14 protein-coding genes are annotated in these 19,883 nt (G+C 70.4%); 10 read left to right on the top strand and 4 right to left on the bottom strand.

The window, feature by feature from the left end; translation table 11 throughout:
- Nucleotides 1-152: 152 nt before the first annotated feature.
- The gene (ilvA, locus tag LHJ74_RS32700) at nt 153-1,391 is read right to left on the bottom strand and encodes a threonine ammonia-lyase (RefSeq protein WP_260221948.1); all 1,239 of its coding nucleotides are present in this window, start codon (nt 1,389-1,391) and stop codon (nt 153-155) included.
- A gap of 203 nt (nt 1,392-1,594) precedes the next feature.
- Here ilvA and LHJ74_RS32695 point away from each other — a divergent pair, with 203 nt between their 5' ends.
- Genes LHJ74_RS32695 through LHJ74_RS32685 form a run of 3 tightly spaced genes read left to right on the top strand, consistent with a single transcriptional unit; the run spans nt 1,595 to nt 3,002 of the window.
- Entirely contained in the window at nt 1,595-2,143 is a 549-nt protein-coding gene (locus tag LHJ74_RS32695; RefSeq protein WP_260221947.1) for a MarR family winged helix-turn-helix transcriptional regulator, read from the top strand.
- A 44-nt stretch (nt 2,144-2,187) separates the two neighbouring features.
- Complete coding sequence (locus tag LHJ74_RS32690; protein ID WP_260221946.1) at nt 2,188-2,757, top strand: sigma factor-like helix-turn-helix DNA-binding protein; 570 nt, start codon at nt 2,188-2,190, stop codon at nt 2,755-2,757.
- Nucleotides 2,754-3,002 carry a hypothetical protein gene (locus LHJ74_RS32685; protein WP_260221945.1) on the top strand — a complete coding sequence of 83 codons (249 nt, stop codon included), beginning with the start codon at nt 2,754-2,756 and terminating at the stop codon, nt 3,000-3,002. Before LHJ74_RS32690 ends, LHJ74_RS32685 begins: the two co-directional genes overlap by 4 nt.
- Before the next feature lie 64 nt (nt 3,003-3,066).
- On the opposite strand, the gene LHJ74_RS32680 is transcribed toward LHJ74_RS32685, so the two are convergent.
- A complete protein-coding gene (locus tag LHJ74_RS32680) occupies nt 3,067-4,209 on the bottom strand; it encodes a cystathionine gamma-synthase (RefSeq protein ID WP_260221944.1) in 1,143 nt (380 codons plus the stop codon).
- A 186-nt stretch (nt 4,210-4,395) separates the two neighbouring features.
- Here LHJ74_RS32680 and LHJ74_RS32675 point away from each other — a divergent pair, with 186 nt between their 5' ends.
- On the top strand, nt 4,396-5,706 hold the full coding sequence (locus LHJ74_RS32675) for a hypothetical protein (RefSeq protein ID WP_260221942.1): 1,311 nt from the start codon (nt 4,396-4,398) through the stop codon (nt 5,704-5,706).
- Between the two features lie 133 nt (nt 5,707-5,839).
- The gene (locus tag LHJ74_RS32670; protein ID WP_260221941.1) at nt 5,840-6,205 is read left to right on the top strand and encodes an ArsR/SmtB family transcription factor; all 366 of its coding nucleotides are present in this window, start codon (nt 5,840-5,842) and stop codon (nt 6,203-6,205) included.
- A gap of 59 nt (nt 6,206-6,264) precedes the next feature.
- On the opposite strand, the gene LHJ74_RS32665 is transcribed toward LHJ74_RS32670, so the two are convergent.
- Both LHJ74_RS32665 and LHJ74_RS32660 read right to left on the bottom strand, forming a co-directional pair.
- The gene (locus tag LHJ74_RS32665; protein WP_260221940.1) at nt 6,265-6,645 is read right to left on the bottom strand and encodes a 4'-phosphopantetheinyl transferase family protein; all 381 of its coding nucleotides are present in this window, start codon (nt 6,643-6,645) and stop codon (nt 6,265-6,267) included.
- A gap of 372 nt (nt 6,646-7,017) precedes the next feature.
- The gene (locus LHJ74_RS32660; protein WP_260221939.1) at nt 7,018-8,313 is read right to left on the bottom strand and encodes a cation:proton antiporter; all 1,296 of its coding nucleotides are present in this window, start codon (nt 8,311-8,313) and stop codon (nt 7,018-7,020) included.
- A gap of 934 nt (nt 8,314-9,247) precedes the next feature.
- Here LHJ74_RS32660 and LHJ74_RS32655 point away from each other — a divergent pair.
- The 5 genes from LHJ74_RS32655 to LHJ74_RS32635 form a co-directional block, all read left to right on the top strand.
- Nucleotides 9,248-10,387, top strand: a complete 1,140-nt coding sequence (locus tag LHJ74_RS32655) for an acyl-CoA dehydrogenase family protein (protein ID WP_260221938.1) — start codon at nt 9,248-9,250, stop codon at nt 10,385-10,387.
- Nucleotides 10,384-11,871, top strand: a complete 1,488-nt coding sequence (locus LHJ74_RS32650) for an amino acid adenylation domain-containing protein (protein ID WP_260221937.1) — start codon at nt 10,384-10,386, stop codon at nt 11,869-11,871. The genes LHJ74_RS32655 and LHJ74_RS32650 overlap by 4 nt, the downstream gene beginning before the upstream one ends.
- An 83-nt stretch (nt 11,872-11,954) precedes the next feature.
- Nucleotides 11,955-12,248, top strand: a complete 294-nt coding sequence (locus tag LHJ74_RS32645) for an acyl carrier protein (RefSeq protein WP_260221936.1) — start codon at nt 11,955-11,957, stop codon at nt 12,246-12,248.
- Nucleotides 12,245-13,591, top strand: coding sequence for an NAD(P)/FAD-dependent oxidoreductase (locus LHJ74_RS32640; protein ID WP_260221935.1), 1,347 nt, complete (start codon nt 12,245-12,247; stop codon nt 13,589-13,591). The genes LHJ74_RS32645 and LHJ74_RS32640 overlap by 4 nt, the downstream gene beginning before the upstream one ends.
- Nucleotides 13,592-13,706: 115 nt before the next feature.
- A partial coding sequence (locus LHJ74_RS32635) for a type I polyketide synthase (RefSeq protein WP_260221934.1) occupies nt 13,707-19,883 on the top strand: 6,177 nt, incomplete at its 3' end.

Raw genomic sequence — 19,883 nt, 5'->3', positions numbered from 1 at the left:
GCGTGCGCACGGCCAGACCGATCAGGGCGCCCTTGTGCATGTCGTCGGGGTTGCCGGACAGCCCCGCTCTGCATGATGCGATGTATCGCGTCATGCAGAGCGGGGCTGGCGCGTGGGGGATGCGCCGCGCGCCGCGCTTCCGTTCCGCTTGGTCAGCCCGTCACCGTGTAGCCCGCCGAGCGCAGGCCCGCCGCGACCTCGACGCAGTGCTCCGGCCCCTTCGTCTCCAAGTGCAGCTCCACTTCTGCCTCGTCCAGTCCGAGCCGGGGGTCGGTCCGTACATGGCTCACGTCCAGGACGTTGGCGTCGGCCGCGGACAGCTCGCCCAGCAGGGCCGCCAGCGCGCCGGGCCGGTCGGTCAGCCGCAGCCGCAGGGACAGATAGCGGCCCGCCGCCGACATGCCGTGCCGCAGGGTCTGCTGGAGTACGAGCGGGTCGACGTTCCCGCCCGACAGCACCGCCACCACCGGCCCCTCGAAGGCGCCGGGGTCTGCCAGCAGCGCCGCCACCGGGCTGGCACCCGCAGGCTCCACGACCATTTTGGCCCGTTCCAGGCAGAGCAGCAACGCGCTGGAGAGCGCGTCCTCGGAGACCGTCCGCACCTCGTCCACCAGTGCGCCGACGATACGGAACGGGATCTCACCGGGACGGCCCACCTTGATGCCGTCGGCCATCGTCGACACCGAATCCAGGGCGACCGGCCGCCCCGCCGCCAGTGAGGGCGGATAGGCGGCGGCACCGGAGGCCTGGACGCCGACGACCCGTACGTCCGGCCGCAGTTGCTTGACCGCCACGGCGATACCGGCCGCCAGGCCTCCGCCGCCGATCCCGACGACGATCGTCCGCACCTCCGGACACTGCTCCAGGATCTCCAGCCCCACCGTGCCCTGCCCCGCCACCACATCCGCATGGTCGAAGGGATGGATGAAGACGGCTCCGGTCTCGTCCGCGTACGTCTGCGCGGCGGCCAGCGTCTCGTCGACGACCTGGCCGTGCAGCCGCACCTCGGCGCCGTAGTGCCGGGTCGCGGCGACCTTCGGCAGCGGGGCTCCGACCGGCATGAACACGGTGGCGCGCACGCCGAGCAGCGAGGCGGCCAGGGCGACGCCCTGCGCGTGGTTCCCGGCGCTCGCCGCGACCACGCCCCGGGCGCGTTCCTCGGGGGAGAGGCCCGCGATGCGCACATACGCGCCCCGCAGCTTGAACGAACCGGTGCGTTGCAGGTTCTCGCACTTGAAGTGGACGGGGGAGCCGATGAGACCGGTCAGGTGGCGGCTCCCCTCCAGGGCGGTCATCCGGGCAACGCCGGACAGCGTCTTCTGGGCGCTGCGGATGTCGTCGACAGAGACGGGGAGGTTGGGGGTGCGGTCCTCGGCAGTACGGTCAGCCATGCCGCCAGTCTCGCAGCCCGCCGCGTGAGAGGCTCTGAGCGCCGGGCGGCGCACGGAGCGGCTGCGCGAAGCGGCACGGCGGCGGTGCCGGGAACGGCTGGTTCCCGCAGGACGGTACGCGGCCGTGCCTGGGGCGCGTAACCTGTCCACCACACTTCGGTCGTACGTAGTTGGACCTTCCCAAAGAAGCGAGCATCCCGGCCATGCCCACGCACCCGGACATGACGACAGAACTCAACTCCGATCTCCACTCCAACCAGCCTCCCGTGCCCGCCGCGGACGTCACCGGCCCCGCCGTCCTGGAGGCGATGCAGCATCAGGTAGCCGTCTTCGCGCGGCGTGCGGAGCAGACCCGCCTCGGCGGCGTCGGCCAGGCCCGGAACTCCATGGACCGCGCCGCGTATCTGCTGCTCAACAGACTCGACCTGGAAGGCCCGATGGGCGTCAAGGCGCTCGCCGCCGGAATGGGGATCGACTCCTCCACCGTCACCCGGCAGGTCGCACCTCTGGTGGACTCGGGGCTGGTCAAACGCACCTCACACCCCGAGGACGGCCGTGCGGTCGTCCTCCAGCTCTCTCCGCGCGGCGCCTCCCGGCTGGAACAGGTCCGCTCCTCGCGGCGCGAGCTGATGGAAATGCTCACCGACGGATGGTCGGAGGAGGAGCGCACCGTCTTCTGCGCCCTGCTCACGCGCTTCAACGTGGCGCTGTACGGCGTGCAGAACGCAGGCGGGATCACACCCGCCTCTTGATTTGATCAGCGCGCCTGCCGTCCCATGGAGCAGGGAGGCGTGCGGTGGGAGAGCGGCAGGCAGCACAGGAACGGCGCCATGCCCGCGAGTTCGACGCGTTCGTCGCGGGCGCGGGCGGGCGGCTGCTGCACGCCGCCACGCTGCTGACAGGCGAGCCCTTCGGCGCCGCACCAGCCGCCGAGCGGCTGCTCGTCGCCTCGCTCTCCCGTACGTATGCGGCCTGGGAGCGGCTGCGCGGCGAGGATCCGTACGACCGCACCCGGCAGGATCTGGCCGCCTGCTTCGCCCACAGCGGGTGGCGTTACCGCCGCCCGCGCGGCGGCCTGCTGGACCGCCTTCCGCCGCAGGAGCGGCTGGTGCTGGTGCTGCGGCTCTATGAAGGGGTCGCCGAGGAGCAGACGGCCGCGGCGCTGGGACTGCCGGTGGAGCGGGTGCGGGCGCTCTGCGTCCGCGCGGCCGCCACGATGCGGTCCCAGCCGCCCCGCGGCGAGCGGGCGGGCACGGTGGCGTCGGGCGGCGGTGCGGGCGGCGGCGGTGCGGGCGGCGTGCCGGGCAGGCGTGAGACGGCGGGCAGCGGCGCGTCGGGCGCGCGGAGTGCGGAGGGCGTGCGATGAGCTTCCCGGACCGCAAGCAGGAAGAAGTCCGCAAGATGCTGGACACCGCCACCGTGCCCATCCCGCCGGACCTCGGCACCCGGGCGGCGTTCCGTGGCGGCCGCCTTCGGCGCCGCCGCCACGCGCTGCGTACGGTGCTCTGGACGCTCGCGTTCCTCGCCGCCGTCGCCTTCGCCGCCTGGGCCGTCGCGGTGGAGCCCTGGATCGCCCCACCCGCGACCACGCCACCGCTCGAAGGGTGGTGAGCCCTCCGCCGTCCGGTCCCTGCCGCGGGATGCGGGAGGAACCGGACAGGCCCTTGTGCCGGGGTCAGCTCAGCGCGGTGGTGAGGTCGGTGAGCAGGTCGTCGACGGATTCGATGCCGACCGAGAGCCGGATCAGATCGGCCGGCACCTCCAGGGCCGAGCCCGCCGCCGAGGCGTGCGTCATCCGGCCCGGGTGCTCGATCAGTGACTCGACGCCGCCCAGCGACTCGCCGAGCGTGAACAGCTGAGCCCGGTTGCACACCCGGACCGCCGCCTCCTCGCCGCCCGCCACCTGGAAGGAGACCATCCCGCCGAAGGACCGCATCTGCTTGGCCGCCGTCTCGTGCCCGGGGTGCTCGGGCAGCCCCGGGTAGTAGACCTGGGTGACCGCCGGGTGCCCGGTGAGCAGCTCCGCGATCCGGGCCGCGTTCGCGCTGTGCCGGTCCATCCGTACGGCGAGGGTCTTGATGCCGCGCTGGACCAGCCAGGCGTCGAAGGGACCGGCGATGGCGCCCATCGCGTTCTGGTGGAAGGCCAGCTGGTCTCCCAGCTCCGTGTCCGCGGTCACCAGAGCGCCGCCGATGACGTCCGAGTGGCCGCCCATGTACTTGGTGGTGGAGTGCACCACCACGTCGGCGCCCAGTGCGAGCGGCTGCTGGAGGTACGGGCTGGCGAAGGTGTTGTCGACGACCAGCCGCACCCCGGCCGTGTGGGCGACGTCCGCGAGGACGGCGATGTCGCTGATGCCCAGCAGCGGATTGGACGGGGTCTCCACCCAGATCGCCCTCGTGCGCTCGCGCAGCGCGGCGCGCACCGAAGCCGGGTCGGAGGTGTCCGCCACCGACCATTCCACCCCCCACTGCTCCACGACCTTGGAGAAGAGCCGGAAGGTGCCGCCGTAGGCGTCATTGGGGATCACCACGTGGTCGCCCGGCCGCAGCAGGGTGCGCAGCAGGCAGTCCTCCGCCGCCAGCCCGGAGGCGAAGGCCAGCCCGCGGCTGCCGCCCTCCAGCGCGGCGAGGTTCTCCTCCAGCGCGCTGCGCGTCGGGTTCGCCGAGCGGCTGTACTCGTAGCCGCCGCGCAAGGCGCCGACGCCGTCCTGCTTGTAGGTGGACACCTGGTAGATCGGAGGTACAACCGCCCCAGTGGCGGGGTCGGCCGCCTGCCCGGCGTGAATCGCGAGGGTCTCGAAGTTCTGGTCATTCATGCCGCCACCGTAATCGGCCGTACGGTGGAGAGGGGTGTGCGCGAGCGATCCGTCTCAGCGGTTTCAGCTGTCTCAGCTGATTCAGCCGTTTCACGCACCCGAGAGCCCGCCGAGCGCCCCGCCCCTGAAGTCTGACCACCGCCGGGCCCACAGCCTGCCGACCCCGTCCCGGAGAGACCCGAAGCCATGGAAGCTCTGCTCCTGCTGATCGCACTCACCGCCGTCTTCGGCGTCCTGGTGGCCCCGGCGCTGCGCCGCCGGAGGCTGCGGAGGGAGGGGGAGGGCGGCATGATCCGTGCGGCCTCGCCGGCCGCCGCCCACGGATTCGTGCCGGTGGACCAGCTCGACGTACGGCTGCCCGGGCCCGATCAGCAGCTCGTCGACGCGCTGGAGGAGACCCAGAGCTCCGGCGACTGGGAGCCCGTCGCCCGGCTGCTCGCGCTGACCGGGGACGAGTGGGAGCTGCGCTGGCAGCGCGTCCAGTCGATCGCCGGTGCGGCGGCCCTGGAGCTGGCGGAGGCACGGCGGCAGCAGCGCGAGCGGCAGGAGGAGCAGGAGCAGCGGGGCGGACGCAAGCGCCGGTTCGGCGCCCACCCGGCCGACCCCGGGGCCGACCCCGCGGTCCCTGCCGACCCCGCCGTCCCGGCGGACACGGCGGGCGCCGCCGACCAGGGGCCCTTCACCTCCGGCATCTCGTTCCGCAAGGCCGCCGCCCCGGAGCCGGGCTCCGGCGCCCCGCTCCCGGACGCGCGCTGGCTGCGCGCCTGGCGCGCCGAGCGCCCCGGCGACCCCGGCGGCGCCCAGGTCTACGCCCAGTTCCTGGTCTGGCAGGCGCTCGCCGACCCCAGCTCGGAGGACCGGCGCATCATCCTGGAGGAGGCACGCGGCGTCTGCCGCGACGCGGCCGGCCTGGTCCCGGCCGACCCCACCCCCTATCTCACCGAGCTGCACATCGCCCGCGCGCTGGGCTACCGCAAGGCCGACTTCGAGGCCCTGTGGTCCGAGGTGAGCCGCCGCGCCCCGCACCACATGGGCGCGCACCTGACGGCGCTGCCGTACTGGTCGGCGAAGTGGAGCGGCTCCAAGGAGGAGGCCGACGCCTTCGCCCGTACGGCCGCCGCGCACGCGCCGGAGGGCACACTGCTCGCCGCGCTGCCGCTGTTCGCGGTCCTCGACCACCTGCCCGAGGTGAACGTGGTGCGCGGGCTCTACCAGAGCGCGGAGATCGAAACGGCAATCGAGGCCGCTGAGTTCGCCGTCGACCAGGTGGACGACGACCATCCGGTACGTCCGCACGTGCTGCACCTGCTGGTGTGCTTCCTGGTGCGCGCGGAACGGTACGCCGAGGCGATGGACGCCCTGCAGGTGGTGGACGGCTATGTCGGCGCGCAGCCGTGGGCGGGCGAGGAGGATCCGGCCGCCGCGTACGCCGCCTACCGGGCGCTCGCGGTGGCGGGCTGGGAGTCCTCGGGCGGCAGCGCGGCCCGGTCGGACTGACCCCGCGAGGACAGGGGCGGGTGAGCCGCTGAAGGAGGTCCACAGGGGGGGTGCGCACCGCGGGTGAGGTCCTTGGGAGCGTCGTGACCACCGCTTGGTCCGACGAAAAGACAGCGAGGGCTACTATCGACGTATGGTGACGGTTGGTGAGTTCGCGGCCCGGACGCGGGGTGAGTTGACCCCCGCAGCAACGCTGTTCCACGGCCTGTCGGATCCGACCCGCCTGTCGATAGTGCAGCGGCTCGCCGCTGGTGAGGCTCGGGTTGTCGACCTGACCACCGTGCTGGGCATGGCCCAGTCCACGGTGTCGGCGCATCTGGCGTGCCTGCGTGACTGCAACTTGGTGGTGGCGCGTCCGGAAGGCCGGCAGATGTTCTACTCCCTAGCCCACCCGGAGTTGCTGGACATGCTGGCCTCGGCGGAAACGCTGTTGGCCACCACCGGAAACTCGGTGCCGTTGTGCCCGAAACACGACGCCGAGGTTCCGACCGCCGGGTAGGAGGCCCGCGCGTGGCGTGCGACGCCGCGCATGTCGTCAACGGCGCCTTGAGGCGCACATCATTGCCGACGCACCGCACACGCCGCTGCGTAGCCGGCTGCCGCCGGCAGATCCGCGACCGACCATCCGTCAGGCTGTGCAGGGGTACGCCCTGCGCCCGAGTAGACGGTGGACAGGTCGGTATTCAGCCCGGTCCCGGTTGCCTTCAGTAAGGCTTCCTTGCGCGTCCAGCATCGGGTGAACGACATCGGGCGCTGTGCACCGGGCATGCCCGCCAGCGCGTCCCGCTCCGCCGGGTGCAGGGCTCCGGAGATCTCCGTCACCACGGTGGGCCCGGGTATCTGCTCGACGTCTATGCCCACGGGCACTGTGGCGAGAGCGATGAGGACCTGGTCTTCGGCGTGGGAAAGTGAGAAGTGCACGGGGTCATCGGGAATCATGGGCCGTCCGTGTGGACCCCCGCAGGCGAAACACGGCAGACGCCGGATCGTCACTGCCGCGGGGTCACCGCTGAGGTGTTCTGCGAGAAGCTGCCGCAGCGCCACATGTCCGACTCTGTAGCGGTCCCGGTCGCCGGCCCGCCGCAGTGTGCCAAGCTGGTGACGCTCCCCCGCGTCCAGCCAGTGCTCGTAGCGGGACGCTTCGGCAGCGTACGACGGGACGTGTCCGGACCACACCAGCTCCAGTCCCGACACCTCGGGTTTCATTTGGCGGCTCGCAGTCGTGCGGCCGATGAATGTTGCGTGAATCATCGCCCGGTCAAGCCTCCTGAGGCGGGGTGTGTGCGGCAGGTGTCCATCAGGTGCGTCGCGTCATCGATCGGGTGACTCGGTGGCTGTCGTCGTCGACCAGGCCTCGTCGTGCTCTGCCTTGCGCAGTTGCTCTTCGGCGCTGTATTCGACCCGCGCCATGGCCATGCGCAGCATGGGAGGGGCCATCATCGAGGTCGTGATGGCGACGAACAGGACGATGGTGTATGTCGCGGTATCGAGCACGCCGAGGCGCAGACCGACTGCGGCGACCACCATCTGCACGACGCCACGAGCGTTCATTCCCGCCCCCAGCGCCAGCCCTTCCCATCTGGTGAGCCGGCTGGCACGAGCGCCGACGTATGCGCCGGCGAACTTGCCGAGGACAGCGATGAGCAGCACCACGATCGCGCCAGCGAGCACATCCCCGTGCCGCAGCGCGGTGAGGTCCATCCTCAGACCGGCGCCGGCCAAGAACAGGGGGGCCAGCACCCAGTGCACCATGGTGCGCAGTGGCGCGAGCCGGGCCAGGCTGGTGGTGCCGCGCGCGCCGACCAGGACGCCGGCGACGAACGCGCCGAAGACGGCTTCCATGCCGAGAGCCTGGGTGCTCGCGCCGCCCAGCAGGATGATGACGACCGCGGTGGTGATGGTCGCACCTGATTCGGGCGATCGATCGGCAAGGCGCAGGACGAACCGGACGACGGGCCGGCCGGCGAACCACGCCACCGTGACGAAGCCCACCAGGTGCAGGACCGAGAGCGCAACGGTGCCTCCGTGCAGCCCCGCGGTGGCCATCGCCGACACGATCGACAGCAGGAACCAGCCGACCGCATCGTCCACGGTTCCCGCGGCCAAGGTGAGCTGCCCGACATCGCGGTGGAGCAGGCCCAAGTCAGTGAGTGTCTTCGCGATGACAGGGATGGCGCTGACAGACAGGGCGACACCGAGAAACAGGGCGAACACGGACCGGTCGGTTCCGCTGGGGATCAGCGAGCCGATCAGGAAGTAGCCCGTGAGTACCCCCAGCACCAGGGGAATGAGCAGGCCGGCGAGGCTGACTCGGAGCGCTGTCCCTCGCCGACGCCGCAGGACTTGAAGATCGAGCTGGACGCCGGTGATGCCGACGAGCAGGAGCACTGCCAACTGGCTGACCGCGTCGAGCAGGTGCATCTGTCCAGCCTCGGTCGGCAGCAGCCAATCCGAGAAGCCAGGGGCGAGCAGCCCCAGCAGGGATGGCCCGAGCAGCACTCCCGCGAGCAGCTCACCGACCACTGCCGGCAGGCCGATCCGGTTCGCCAGGCGCCCCAGGCACAGTGCGAGGAGCAGCAGAAGCGCGAGTTGCAGCAGGAAGATCAAGACCTGGTGCGATGCCAGGGGTGGAATTGGAGCGGACGCGAGCACAGTTCGACCCCCGAGTGGATAGGTGAAGGTCCGCAAGCCTCAGCCGTGATCCCACGACAGCAGCCCGGTCTTAGAGCCCCTAGCAGAATGGGTGGTCGGCTTGCGACGCCTGGCACGCGCGCTCGCCGCGTTGTCGGAGTCGTCCATGTACGCCCAGTACGAGGACGATCCTCCGCCTTGCGAGCGCACGCACCAGACGCCGCAAGCTGATCGACCGCCCATTCTGTTAGGGGCTCTTACTGGCCGCATGAAGTCTGTACGGACGCGACGCGTCCGCTGGGTGGTCGGACGGGCATCGGCCCTTATCCGCCGTGGCAGCTGTTGTGTGATGTGCGACTGGGCGCTCTGGGTACCGCCCCGGGGCCCGGTCGGCCTAAGTTCGCCACACAGCCTGTCACCCCCGAATCGTGTTCAGACCCCCGGCCATCGAGTAGCCGGGTTTTGGTGATGCTAGCGACGGTTGCCGATGATATCTAGCCCTGACTGCATCCAGTGCGCCGACCTCCGGGTGCCGACCCCTTCTGACCAGGCATGACTCCAGTGGATGGCCGTAACGGGGGCTCGGGAGGGGCCGCCTCCGGACACCACACGGTGATCGCGCCCTTGCGGTACGTGTGCAGGTCGGGCCCCCTTGACGGGCCAAAGTGAGCCACTTAAAGTCGGCCGATGTCAGCAGAGATCACCAGTAACATCGTCTTGAATCGATGCCATCGGCAGGGAGCTTGCTCAGGGTGACAGTGACGCCGGATGTCACTCCAGGCGACCGCATACAGGGCTGAACCAATTCGTGCGGCCGATGCCGTGGAGCGCGTGCGCTTTCAGGGCTTCGGGTTCTCGCCCTGCGGGCGATCTCCGGGGCACGACGGAATTCCGTCGCAAAGGGGGAGTGTTGGAGTTCGAGTTGACTGCTGTGCAGCAACAGCGGTACGACACCATTCTGTCCGCCAGTAGCGATCAGCTCGGCCGTGAAAGCAACGGCCCAGATGGATATTTCACACGCCAGCGATGGAAGACCGCCGCAGCCCTCGGGCTGACTGGTTTGTGCCTGCCCGCAGATCAGGGTGGCGGAGGTCAATCCGCCCTGGATACCGCCTTGTCCCTGGAAGCGTTCCAACGCGGCTGCCCGGACACCGGTCTCGTGTTCGCGGTATCCGCTCACCTGCTGGCATGTGGCGTGCCGATCCGGGACTTCGCATCTGACGAGGTGCGCGATCCATGGCTCTCCGGAATGGCCGACGGCAGTCTCATCGCATCGAACGCGATGACCGAGGATGACGCAGGCTCGGATGTGGGCAAGCTGGCAGTCACCGCGCGATACGACAACGGCGAGTACATCCTGGACGGTGACAAGTCGTTCGCAAGCAACGCTCCAGTCGCAGATCTCATCGTCACCTACGCAGTCACCAACCAGAAGGCAGGATTTCTCGGTCTGACGGCGTTTGCGATCCCTCGTCACCTCGCCGGTGTCCACGTCGGAGAGCCCTTCCAGAAGATGGGACTGACCAGCTGCCCGGCAGCGCGTGTGAGCTTCCGAGGATGTCGCGTCCCTGCTGTGTACCGACTGGGCGACGAGGGGCAGGGCGGTCTCATCTTCCAGCACTCGATGGGCTGGGAGCGCGCGTGCCTGTTCGCTTCCTACGTGGGGTTGATGGAGCGCCAGCTGGAACGCTGCATCAGTCACGCCAGGCACCGGAAGCAGTTCGGACGCGCCATCGGGGACTTCCAGGCCGTATCGCACCGCATAGCAGTGATGAAACAGCGTCTGGAGAGCGCCCGGCTGCTGCTGTACCGGGGATGCTGGCTGATGGACCGTGGGCGCGACCATGTCAGCGCGGTGGCGCTGGCGAAGGTAGCGGTGTCCGAGGCGGCCGTCGCCAACAGCCTCGATGCGGTGCAGATCTTCGGCGGCGCGGGCTACCTGTCTCCCACCGGTGTCGAGCAGCAGCTGCGGGACAGCGTGCCGAGCACGCTCTTCTCCGGGACCAACGAGATCCAGCGGGACATCATCGCCCGGGAGCTCGGCCTGTGAACCTCCATCAGTGCGTCATCGACGTCGCCGCCAAAGATCCCCACCGCCTCGCCGTGGCCGACCCGACCGGCGCGTTGACCTACGGCGTCCTGGATGAGCGCGCCAACGCCCTCGCCCGTCACCTCCGGGAGCTGGGCGTCGGCAAGGGGGACCGGGTAGTGATCTGGGCCGACAAGTCCCCCGATGTGGTGATGGCGATGCAGGCTGTGCTCCGGCTGGGAGCTGCCTACGTCCCCACAGACGGTGCGAGCCCGGCGCCACGTGTGGCCGATGTGGTCGGCGACTGCGGAGCCCGCGCACTTCTCAGCACCCCAGGGCTTCTTCCGCGGATATCCGGCCGGCTGCCGGCCGACGTCCCCGCGCTGGATCTCGCGGAGGACCTGGGCACGGCATCGGCCCCGATCAACGAGTCGGCAGACCCGGACGACCTCGCGTACATCCTCTACACGTCGGGCTCGACCGGGACGCCGAAGGGCGTGAGCATCAGCCACCGCAACGCGTGGGCCTTCGTGGACTGGGTGGTGACCGAGCTGGCGCCGACCCCCTCGGACCGGTTCGCCAACCATGCGCCGCTGACATTCGACCTCTCGGTCCTGGACCTCTACGCGGCGTTCGCGGCCGGAGCATCCGTCCACCTCATCCCTTCCGAACTGGCCTATGCCCCGACGCAGCTCGTGGACTTCGTCCACGAGAGCCAGATCAGCATCTGGTACTCGGTGCCGTCTGCGCTCTCTCTGATGATGCGCGACGGTGGCCTGCTTGAGCGCACACCTCCGCACGGGCTCCGGGCAGTGCTGTTCGCGGGCGAACCCTTCGCGATCGAACGGGTGCGCCAACTGGCGGGCTGGACGAGCGCGCGGCTGCTGAACCTCTATGGTCCGACCGAGACGAACGTCTGCACTTTCCACGAAGTCGTCCCGGCGGATCTGGACCGGGACCGGCCGCTGCCCATCGGCGGCGCGGTATCCGGCGATCAGGTCTGGGCACAGCGTCCCGACGGGACGGCGGCCGGGCCGGGTGAAGAGGGAGAACTGCTCGTCGACGGCCCGACGGTGATGCTCGGGTACTGGGGGCAACCGCCGCACCACGGCCCCTATGCCACCGGTGACATCGTCCAGGTGCTGCCGGAGGGCGGGTTCGAGTACGTCGACCGGCGCGACCACATGGTGAAGGTGCGCGGCCACCGCGTGGAACTCGGAGAGGTCGAGGCGGTGCTCGCCGCCCACCCCGACGTGGCCGAGGCGGTCGTGGTGGTCGTCGGCAGTGGGATGGACGCGCGGCTTGCCGCCTTCGTACTCCCGGGCAAGGGGCGGAAACCTGGCGTGCTCGCCCTCCGGCGTCATACCGCGGAGCGGCTCCCCCGTTACATGCTCATCGAAGATCTGCATTTCGTTGCGGATCTGCCGCGTACCCAGAACGGCAAAACCGACCGGGCCGCCCTCGCCGCGGCAGCCCGGCACCCGGATACTGCCGATCTCTTATAGGAACCGCCGCAGTCAGCTTGTTTCTTGAGCGGTGGGGCTCGTAAGGAAGCATCTCCAGTTCACATCCATGGAGGGAACACCACGTGTCCGATGACGAGATATCCGAGCGCATCTCCGGCTATATCCGGGAACGGTTTCTGAGCGGTGACCAACAGCAGGAGCTGGAGGAGACCACGCCGCTGCTGGAGTGGGGCGTACTCAACTCGATGAATACGGCCCTGCTGCTCATGTTCATTCGCGACGAGCTCAATGTTGCGGTGCCGCCCATGAAAATCAACGCAGGCAACTTCCAGGACGTGAAGAGCATCACCGCGCTGGTGAATGAGCTCGCGCGCCAACAGCAGGCGGCCACCCCCGCCGGAACGGAGTCCGCATGAGCACCGACCACGACGTCGTGATCATCGGTGGCGGCCCGGCAGGCTCGACCGCCGCCGCCTACCTGGCCAAGGCGGGCCTGTCCGTCGCCGTCTTCGAGGGCGAACAGTTCCCCCGGGAGCACGTGGGCGAGTCGCTGGTGCCCGCCACGACCCGCGTGATGATGGAGACCGGCGCCATGGAGAAGGTCGACCAGGCCGGCTTCCCCCGCAAATACGGTGCCGCCTGGACGTCGAAAGAAACCCGCAACATCGTGACCAACGACTTCAGCAAGTTGGCGCACGAGTTCGGAGCCGCCGAAATCCAGTTCAACGAGCGGAGCCAGCCCGGCATCGACCGCGACTACACGTACCACGTAGACCGCGCGAAGTTCGACGTCATCCTGCTCGACCACGCCGAGAGCCTCGGTGCCAAGGTCACCCAGGGGACACGGGTACTGCGGGCCGACTTCGACGACCCGGACAAGGTCACCGTCACCTGTCGCAATGACTCCGGTCAGTTCGACGTCACCGCCAAGATGCTCATCGACGCCTCCGGCCGCCAGACCATGCTGGGGCGGCAACTGAAGGTGAAGGTGCCTGACCCGATCTTCGACCAGTACGCCATTCACGGCTGGTTCGAGGGCCTCGACCGCAAGGCCATGACCTCCAACCCGGAGAAGATCGACTACATCTACGTCCACTTCCTGCCGATCAGCGACACGTGGGTGTGGCAGATCCCCATCACCGACACCATCACCAGTGTCGGCGTGGTCACGCAGAAGCACCAGTTCACCAAGGCCAACACCGACCGCGACAAGTTCTTCTGGGACTTCGTCGACAGCCGCCCGGAGCTGGCCGAAGAGCTGCGGAAGGCCGAGCAGGTCCGCCCCTTCAAGGTGGAGGGGGACTACAGCTACGCCATGGAGCAGATCAAGGGCGACCGCTTCGTGATGATCGGCGACGCGGCGCGGTTCGTCGACCCGATCTTCTCCAGCGGCGTCAGCGTCGCCCTCACCAGCGCCCGGCTCGCCAGCCGGGACATCATCGCCGCCCATGAGGCCGGCGACTTCTCCCAGGAGCGGTTCCAGACCTTCGAGACGACCCTGCGCAACGGCGTGCGCAACTGGTACGAGTTCATCTCCGTCTACTACCGGCTGAACGTGCTGTTCACCACGTTCGTGCAGGACCCGCGCTACCGGCTGGACGTGGTCCGGCTGCTGCAGGGCGAACTGTACGACGAGGCGGAGCCGGAGGTGCTGCGCGTCATGAAGGAGACCGTGGCCACCGTGGAGAACGATCCCACGCACCTTTGGCACCCCTACCTCGGAACGCTGCGCGCCCCCGCGGCCGCACCGGCGTTCTGACCCAGCCCGCCTGGCCCGGCGACGGCTGGAACCCACCCGAAACACACGGCACCACCTGGTGAAGCGCACATACATGACCTGGCCGTCGCGTCGGGCGCTAGGAGGGACGAAGATCATGTTCGCGGACGCGACCAACGCGCAACAACCCGCCGAGCCCATCGCCATCGTCGGCGTGGGACTCCGGTACCCCGGTGGTGTCCGCGACCTCGACGCGTTCGGCGCGCTGCTCGGGTCCGGCAGGAGCATCGTGAAGGAGGTGCCGTCCGACCGGTGGGGTCCCGAATTCTGGGACCCCGAGGGCACCCGGCCGGGCACCACCTCCAGCCACGTGGGCATGTTCCTCGAAGACATCGACCGGTTCGAGCCGGCGCACTTCGGGATCGCCGCCCGCGAGGTGGGCTCCCTGGACCCGCAGCAGCGGCTGATCATGGAGGTCGCCTGGGAGGCGATGAGCGACTCCGGCCGCCCCGTCGAAGGCTGGTACGGGACGCGCACCGGAGTGTTCACCGGAATCCTGGCCCATGACTACGCCCTGCTGCACAGCAAGACACTGGGCACGGCGGGGATCGGGCCGCACTACGCGCCGGGCACCGAGTTCAGCTTCGCCGCCGGCCGCCTGGCCCACGCCTTCGACCTGCGCGGCCCGGCAGCGGCGGTGGACACCGCGTGCTCGTCATCGCTGTACGCCGTCAACATGGCGTGCCAGAACCTGAGGTCGGGGGAGTGCGACGTCGCCCTGGCCGGTGGCGTCAACCTGATGACCGCGCCCGAGCTCAGCGTGTTCATGAGCCGGGTCGGCGCGATCTCGCCCACGGGACAGTGCCGGCCGTTCCACGCGGCCGCCGACGGCGTCATCCGCGGTGAGGGCTGCGGCTTCGTGGTGCTCAAGCGGTTGTCCGACGCGGTCGCCGACCGCGACCAGATCTACGCGACGATCCGCGGCTGGGCGGTGAACCAGGACGGTCGCAGCCTGGGCGTCACCGCGCCCAACGCGATGGCCCAGATCGACCTGCACCGGGAGGCGCTGCGACACGCCGGTCTCGGCCCTGACGACGTCGACTTCGTCGAGGCGCACGGCACGGGCACCCCGCTGGGCGACCAGATGGAACTGATGGCCCTGGCCGACGCGTACAAGGCCCGGAGCGTGGACCAGCCGGTGCTGATCGGCTCCAGCAAAGCCGTCTACGGGCACACCGACGCCGCGGCCGGAATCACCGGACTGCTGAAGGCCGTCTGGATCGCCAACGCCGCACATGTCCCGGCGCAGCCCGCCCTCGACGAGGTGTCAAGGGCGGTGGACTGGGAGAAGAGCGGTATCGCGGTACCCACCACCGGAACGCCCCTGAGCGAACTGGACCGGCCCGTGCGGGCCGGAGTGAGCTCCTTCGGGCTCAGCGGAACCAACGTGCACGTCATAGTGGAGGCGGTCGCTGACGACGCCCCGCTCACCCCGCCGACACCGGAGCAACCGCTGGTGCTGCTCGCCTCCGCGTCAGGGGAGCAGGGACTGGCCGAACAGGTGTCGCTGCTGCGTGGCCGCGCTGCCGAGGAGCAGCAGCACCTGGGCGACCTGATCGCGTCCGCGGCGACGCGCCGCACCCATGAGACGCACCGGTACGCCGCAGTGGCCGCCGGGCCGGACGCGCTGCTCGCCGCACTGGACGATCCGCAGGAGCTGCCTGACGGCGCGTATGCGGGAGTGGTGGATCCACGGGGAACTCCGGCACCGGTGTTCGTCTACTCCGGGCAGGGCAGCCAGTGGCCCGGAATGGCCGCCGACCTGTATGACGACGATGCCACCATCCGGGAGACCCTGGAGGAGTGCGACGCGCTCGTCCGCGACCACACCTCCTGGTCCCTGGTCGACGAACTCCGCCGTACCGACGACAGCCGCCTGAGCCGGACCGACATCGCCCAGCCCGCGATCTTCGCCGTCCAGCTCGCCGTGACGCGGTGGCTGGCGGAGAGGGGCGTACGTCCGGCCGCGGTGGTCGGACACAGCGTCGGAGAAATCGCCGCCGCGCACGTGGCCGGGAGCCTGTCGCTGACCGACGCCGTCCACCTGGTGGTGCACCGCGGGCAGATCCTGCACGAAACCGCCGGCGCGGGCGGCATGCTCGCCGTCAAGGCGGACCCGCCTTCGCTCACGGAGGCCCTGAGCGACCTGGACGGCTCGGTCGTGGTGGCCGCCGTGAACGGCCCGGACACCGTCGTGGTGGCCGGCCCGCACCATGCCCTCGACGCGGCCGAGTCCGCTTTCGCCGCACGCGGACTGCGCTCCAGGCGGCTGGACGTGGACTACGCGTTCCACAGCCCCCTCGTGGCGGATTGCGGCCCCCGGCTGAGCAGCGTGCTGACCGGACTGGAGCCCGCCGAGCCGTCGGTGCGGATGCTGTCCTCGGTGGATCCGGACACCGACGTGACTCACCCCGACGCGTCCTACTGGGAACGCAACGTCACTGAGCCGGTGCAGCTCTGGCCGGCCGTCAACCGGCTGCTGGGCGAGGACCACTGGGCGCTGGTCGAGATCGGAGCCCGCCCGGTACTGGCGCGACCGCTCACGGACGGCATGGCGCAAGCCGAGCGTCCCGGACCGGTGCTCCACACACTGCGCCGCGAGGAGCGCGGGGCGATGGCGCTGCACCAGACCCTGGCCCAGCTCCACGTCGCCGGCGTTCCCGTCGACTGGGAGAAGGCCACCGGCACTCCGCAGCGCTACCGGCGCCTGCCGGCACCGTCCTGGGGCGGTGACCGGTACTGGCTGCCAGGGGTGGAACGCGGTCAGCAGACCGGCGCTGAGACCGCCGTGCCGGCGCAGGCCCGCCTGAGCCTGCTGAGCGCGGACGGACGCGTCATCGCCGAGATGCTCGCCGAGCCGGTCGACGGTTCGGCGCCGGCCACCGCGGAGAGTCCCGCACCGTCGGCACGCCGGGCCGGACCGGCGGCGTCGGCCCCATCCGAACCGACCCCGCCGCGCCTGCCGGCCGGTCCGTCGATCACGCCTGTGATGGACCGGGTGGAAGCAGTGACCCGTACGGTCCTCGGCGGCGGTCCCGGACGCCCGCTGCCTCGCCGGCGTGGGCTGTTCGAGCAAGGCATGGATTCGCTGACCGCCGTCGAACTGCGCACCCGCCTGGAAGCGGAGTTCGACCTGACCCTGCCGTCGACCGTCGTCTTCGAGCACCCGACGATCGACGCGCTCGGCAAGCACCTGGCCGAGCTGCTCCCGTCCGACGGCCACGGGCACCCGGACGGCGATGTCACCGCCGTCGCCGACCCGGCCGGAGGGCTCGAACCCGGCAGTGATCAGGGCGCCGCCGAGGGCGGCGTCGCCGTGGTCGGGATAGCGTGCCGGCTGCCGGGCGCGGAGTCGCCGGAGGAGTTCTGGACGCTGCTCAGCGAGGGCCGCGACGCCATCGGCGAGCCGCCGGCGGACCGCCGGAAGGACAAGATCTGGGCCGAGGCCGATCCGGAGGTTCCCACCCGCGGCGGGTACCTGCCTGACGTCGCCGGCTTCGACGCGGCCTTCTTCCGGGTCTCGCCGCGTGAGGCACGGTCACTGGACCCCCAGCAGCGGCTGATGCTCGAGGTGGCCTGGGAGGCACTGGAGGACTCCGGTCATCCGGCGGGCGCCCTGGAAGGCCAGCCGGTCGGCGTCTACCTCGGGCTGAACACCGCTGACTACCAGCAGTTGCTGACCCGCGACATGCGGCAGGTGGACCACTACTACGGAACCGGCACCTCGTTCGCCGCCACCGCGGGCCGGCTCTCGTACTTCCTGGGGCTGCGCGGACCGAGCATCGCCGTGGACACCGCGTGTTCGGCCTCGCTGACCGCGCTCCACCTCGCATGCCAGGGCCTTGAGAACGGTGACTGCGAGGTCGCGGTGATCGGAGGCGCCAACGTCATCGCCGCCCCGACCGTATCGGTGTCGATGACCGCCGCCGGAGGTCTCGCGCCCGACGGACGCTGCAAGACCTTCGACGACGCCGCCGACGGCTACGGGCGGGGTGAAGGAGCGGTGGCGCTCATCCTCAAGCCACTGGCGGCGGCGAACCGGGACGGCGACCGCGTCTACGCGGTGGTGCGCGGCAGCGCGGTCAACCAGGACGGCGCCAGCGGCGGGATGACCGTGCCCAATGCCGCCGCCCAGACGGCCGTCGTCCGGCAGGCTCTGGAACGGGCAGGCTGGGCGCCCCAAGACGTCGACTACGTCGAGGCACATGGCACGGGAACGCCGCTCGGTGACCCGATCGAGGTGCACGCGCTGGCCGAGGCGCTCGGGCCGGACAGGCCGCAGACCTCTCCCGTGCTGATCGGCTCGGCAAAAGCGAACATCGGTCACCTGGAGGCCGCAGCCGGCGCGGCTGGGCTGCTCAAAACCATTCTCTCCCTCCACCGCGGCGAGATCCCGCCCCATCCGCTCGACCAGCCGTCGACCCGCATCGACTGGGACCGCCTCCCCGTCTCCGTCGCGACGACCCGGCAGCACTGGCCCGACCGGGGCCGTCCCGCACGCGCGGGGGTCAGCGCATTCGGGTTCAGTGGCAGCAACGCCCACGTGCTCGTCGAACAGGCACCGAGGTCCGCCACCACCGCGATTCCCCCGCGCCGGACGCCTCCTTACGTCCTGCCGGTCACCGCCGCTACGCCCGGGGCCCTGCGGCAAGCCGCCGCCCGAATGGCCGCACGGCTCAAGGCTGCGTCGCACGAACTCGACGACATCGTCTTCACCGCGGCACACCGCCGGTCCTGGCTCGACCACCGGCTGGCCGCAGTCGGCGCGAACGCCGGCGACCTCGCCGCGGCACTGGAGCAGGCTGCCGACGACCAGCAGTCCCCCATGGTGCGTACCGGCCAGGCCGCGAGCGACCAGCCGCAGACGGTCGCGCTGTGGTACGGCCCGGAGCTGCCGGGCGTGGAGCTGCGGCAGCGGCTGGCCACCGTGCCCGACTACGCGCGCGCACTGGCCACCTGCGCCGAGGCAATGGCCACCGTCACCGGAAGCACACCGGACCTCGCCGCCGAGCCACCCACTGACCTCCGCGACGCGTACCTGTTCTGCCACCAAGTCGCGGCGACCATGCTGTGGAGCGCCGTCGGCATCACCCCGCACGGCGCCGTCGGACAAGGCGGCGGGCAGGTCGCCGCCGCATGGGCAGCCGGGCAACTGACCATCGCCGACGCGGTGCAGCTGCTCACCGTCGGCCCCCAGAACGTCCAGCTGCGGCCCGTACACATCCCGGTGCTGTCCGTCGACCATGCCGCTCCCGCCGACAGCAGCCACGAACTCGCCGACCGGATCGCTTCCCGACCGGACGACTCCACGACGTCGGACGCGCTGCGGACCTGCGCCGACCGGGTCGCCGACGCCGGCATGGACGCCGTCCTGGACGCAACGCTCGGAGAGCTGCCGCAGCCGCTGAACGAGCAGTTCGGCGTGCCGATCGAGGCTGACGACCCGCTGCGGCGCCTGGCGCTCAGCGCGGCTGAGCTGTTCGTCCGCGGCGGCCTGCCCGTCGGTGGCGTGACCCAGCCGCGGCCACCGGTCAGCCTGCCGATCTACCCCTGGGAACACCGTCCCTACTGGTACCAGAACGCGAGCGACGGCACCGGCGGCCGACTGCTGCCGTGGGTCGTCTCCGCAGGCAGCCAACCGGCCCTGCGCGACCGTGCGGAGCGCCTGCACGCGTGGGTGGCCGATCGTCCCCAGCTGAGTCCGGCCGACCTGGGCTGGTCGCTGGCCACCACCTTGAACCCGCAGGAACACCGCGGCGTCGTCCTCGCCCGCGATCGGCACACGTTCCTCGAAGGGCTGCTCGCGGTCTCCCGCGGGACACCGGGTGGCCACGTCGTCAGCGGCCATGCCCTGAGTGGGCAGCCAGTCCTGCTCTTCCCGGGGCAGGGGTCGCAGTGGGTGGGGATGGCGGTCGGTCTGGCTGAGGAGTCGCCGGTGTTTGCCGGGCGGTTGCGGGAGTGTGCGGATGCTCTTGCTCCGTTTGTGGAGTGGGATCTGCTCGATGTGCTGCACGGTGTTGCCGGTGCGCCTGGGCTGGATCGGGTGGATGTGGTGCAGCCGGTTCTGTTTGCGGTGATGGTGTCGTTGGCTGAGTTGTGGCGTGCTCATGGTGTGGAGCCTGCTGCGGTGTTCGGTCATTCGCAGGGTGAGATCGCTGCGGTGTGTGTGGCCGGTGGGCTGTCGTTGGCGGACGCGGCGAGGGTGGTGGCTCTGCGCAGCCGGGCGTTGGTGGCGTTGTCCGGTGGTGGTGGGATGGTGTCTGTCGCGTCGGGT

Origin of the sequence: Streptomyces gossypii, assembly GCF_025165795.1 — a bacterium.
Taxonomy (GTDB): Bacteria; Actinomycetota; Actinomycetes; order Streptomycetales; family Streptomycetaceae; genus Streptomyces; species Streptomyces gossypii.
This window is presented reverse-complemented; position numbering and strand designations above follow the sequence as displayed.

What these genes read in the sequence shown, in the direction of transcription:
- LHJ74_RS32640 (WP_260221935.1), top strand. Translation starts at nt 12,245, where the DNA reads ATGAGCACCGACCACGACGTCGTGATCATCGGTGGCGGCCCGGCAGGC.
- LHJ74_RS32680 (WP_260221944.1), bottom strand. Translation starts at nt 4,209, where the DNA reads ATGAATGACCAGAACTTCGAGACCCTCGCGATTCACGCCGGGCAGGCG.
- LHJ74_RS32685 (WP_260221945.1), top strand. Translation starts at nt 2,754, where the DNA reads ATGAGCTTCCCGGACCGCAAGCAGGAAGAAGTCCGCAAGATGCTGGAC.
- LHJ74_RS32670 (WP_260221941.1), top strand. Translation starts at nt 5,840, where the DNA reads ATGGTGACGGTTGGTGAGTTCGCGGCCCGGACGCGGGGTGAGTTGACC.
- LHJ74_RS32695 (WP_260221947.1), top strand. Translation starts at nt 1,595, where the DNA reads ATGCCCACGCACCCGGACATGACGACAGAACTCAACTCCGATCTCCAC.
- ilvA (WP_260221948.1), bottom strand. Translation starts at nt 1,391, where the DNA reads ATGGCTGACCGTACTGCCGAGGACCGCACCCCCAACCTCCCCGTCTCT.
- LHJ74_RS32675 (WP_260221942.1), top strand. Translation starts at nt 4,396, where the DNA reads ATGGAAGCTCTGCTCCTGCTGATCGCACTCACCGCCGTCTTCGGCGTC.
- LHJ74_RS32665 (WP_260221940.1), bottom strand. Translation starts at nt 6,645, where the DNA reads ATGATTCCCGATGACCCCGTGCACTTCTCACTTTCCCACGCCGAAGAC.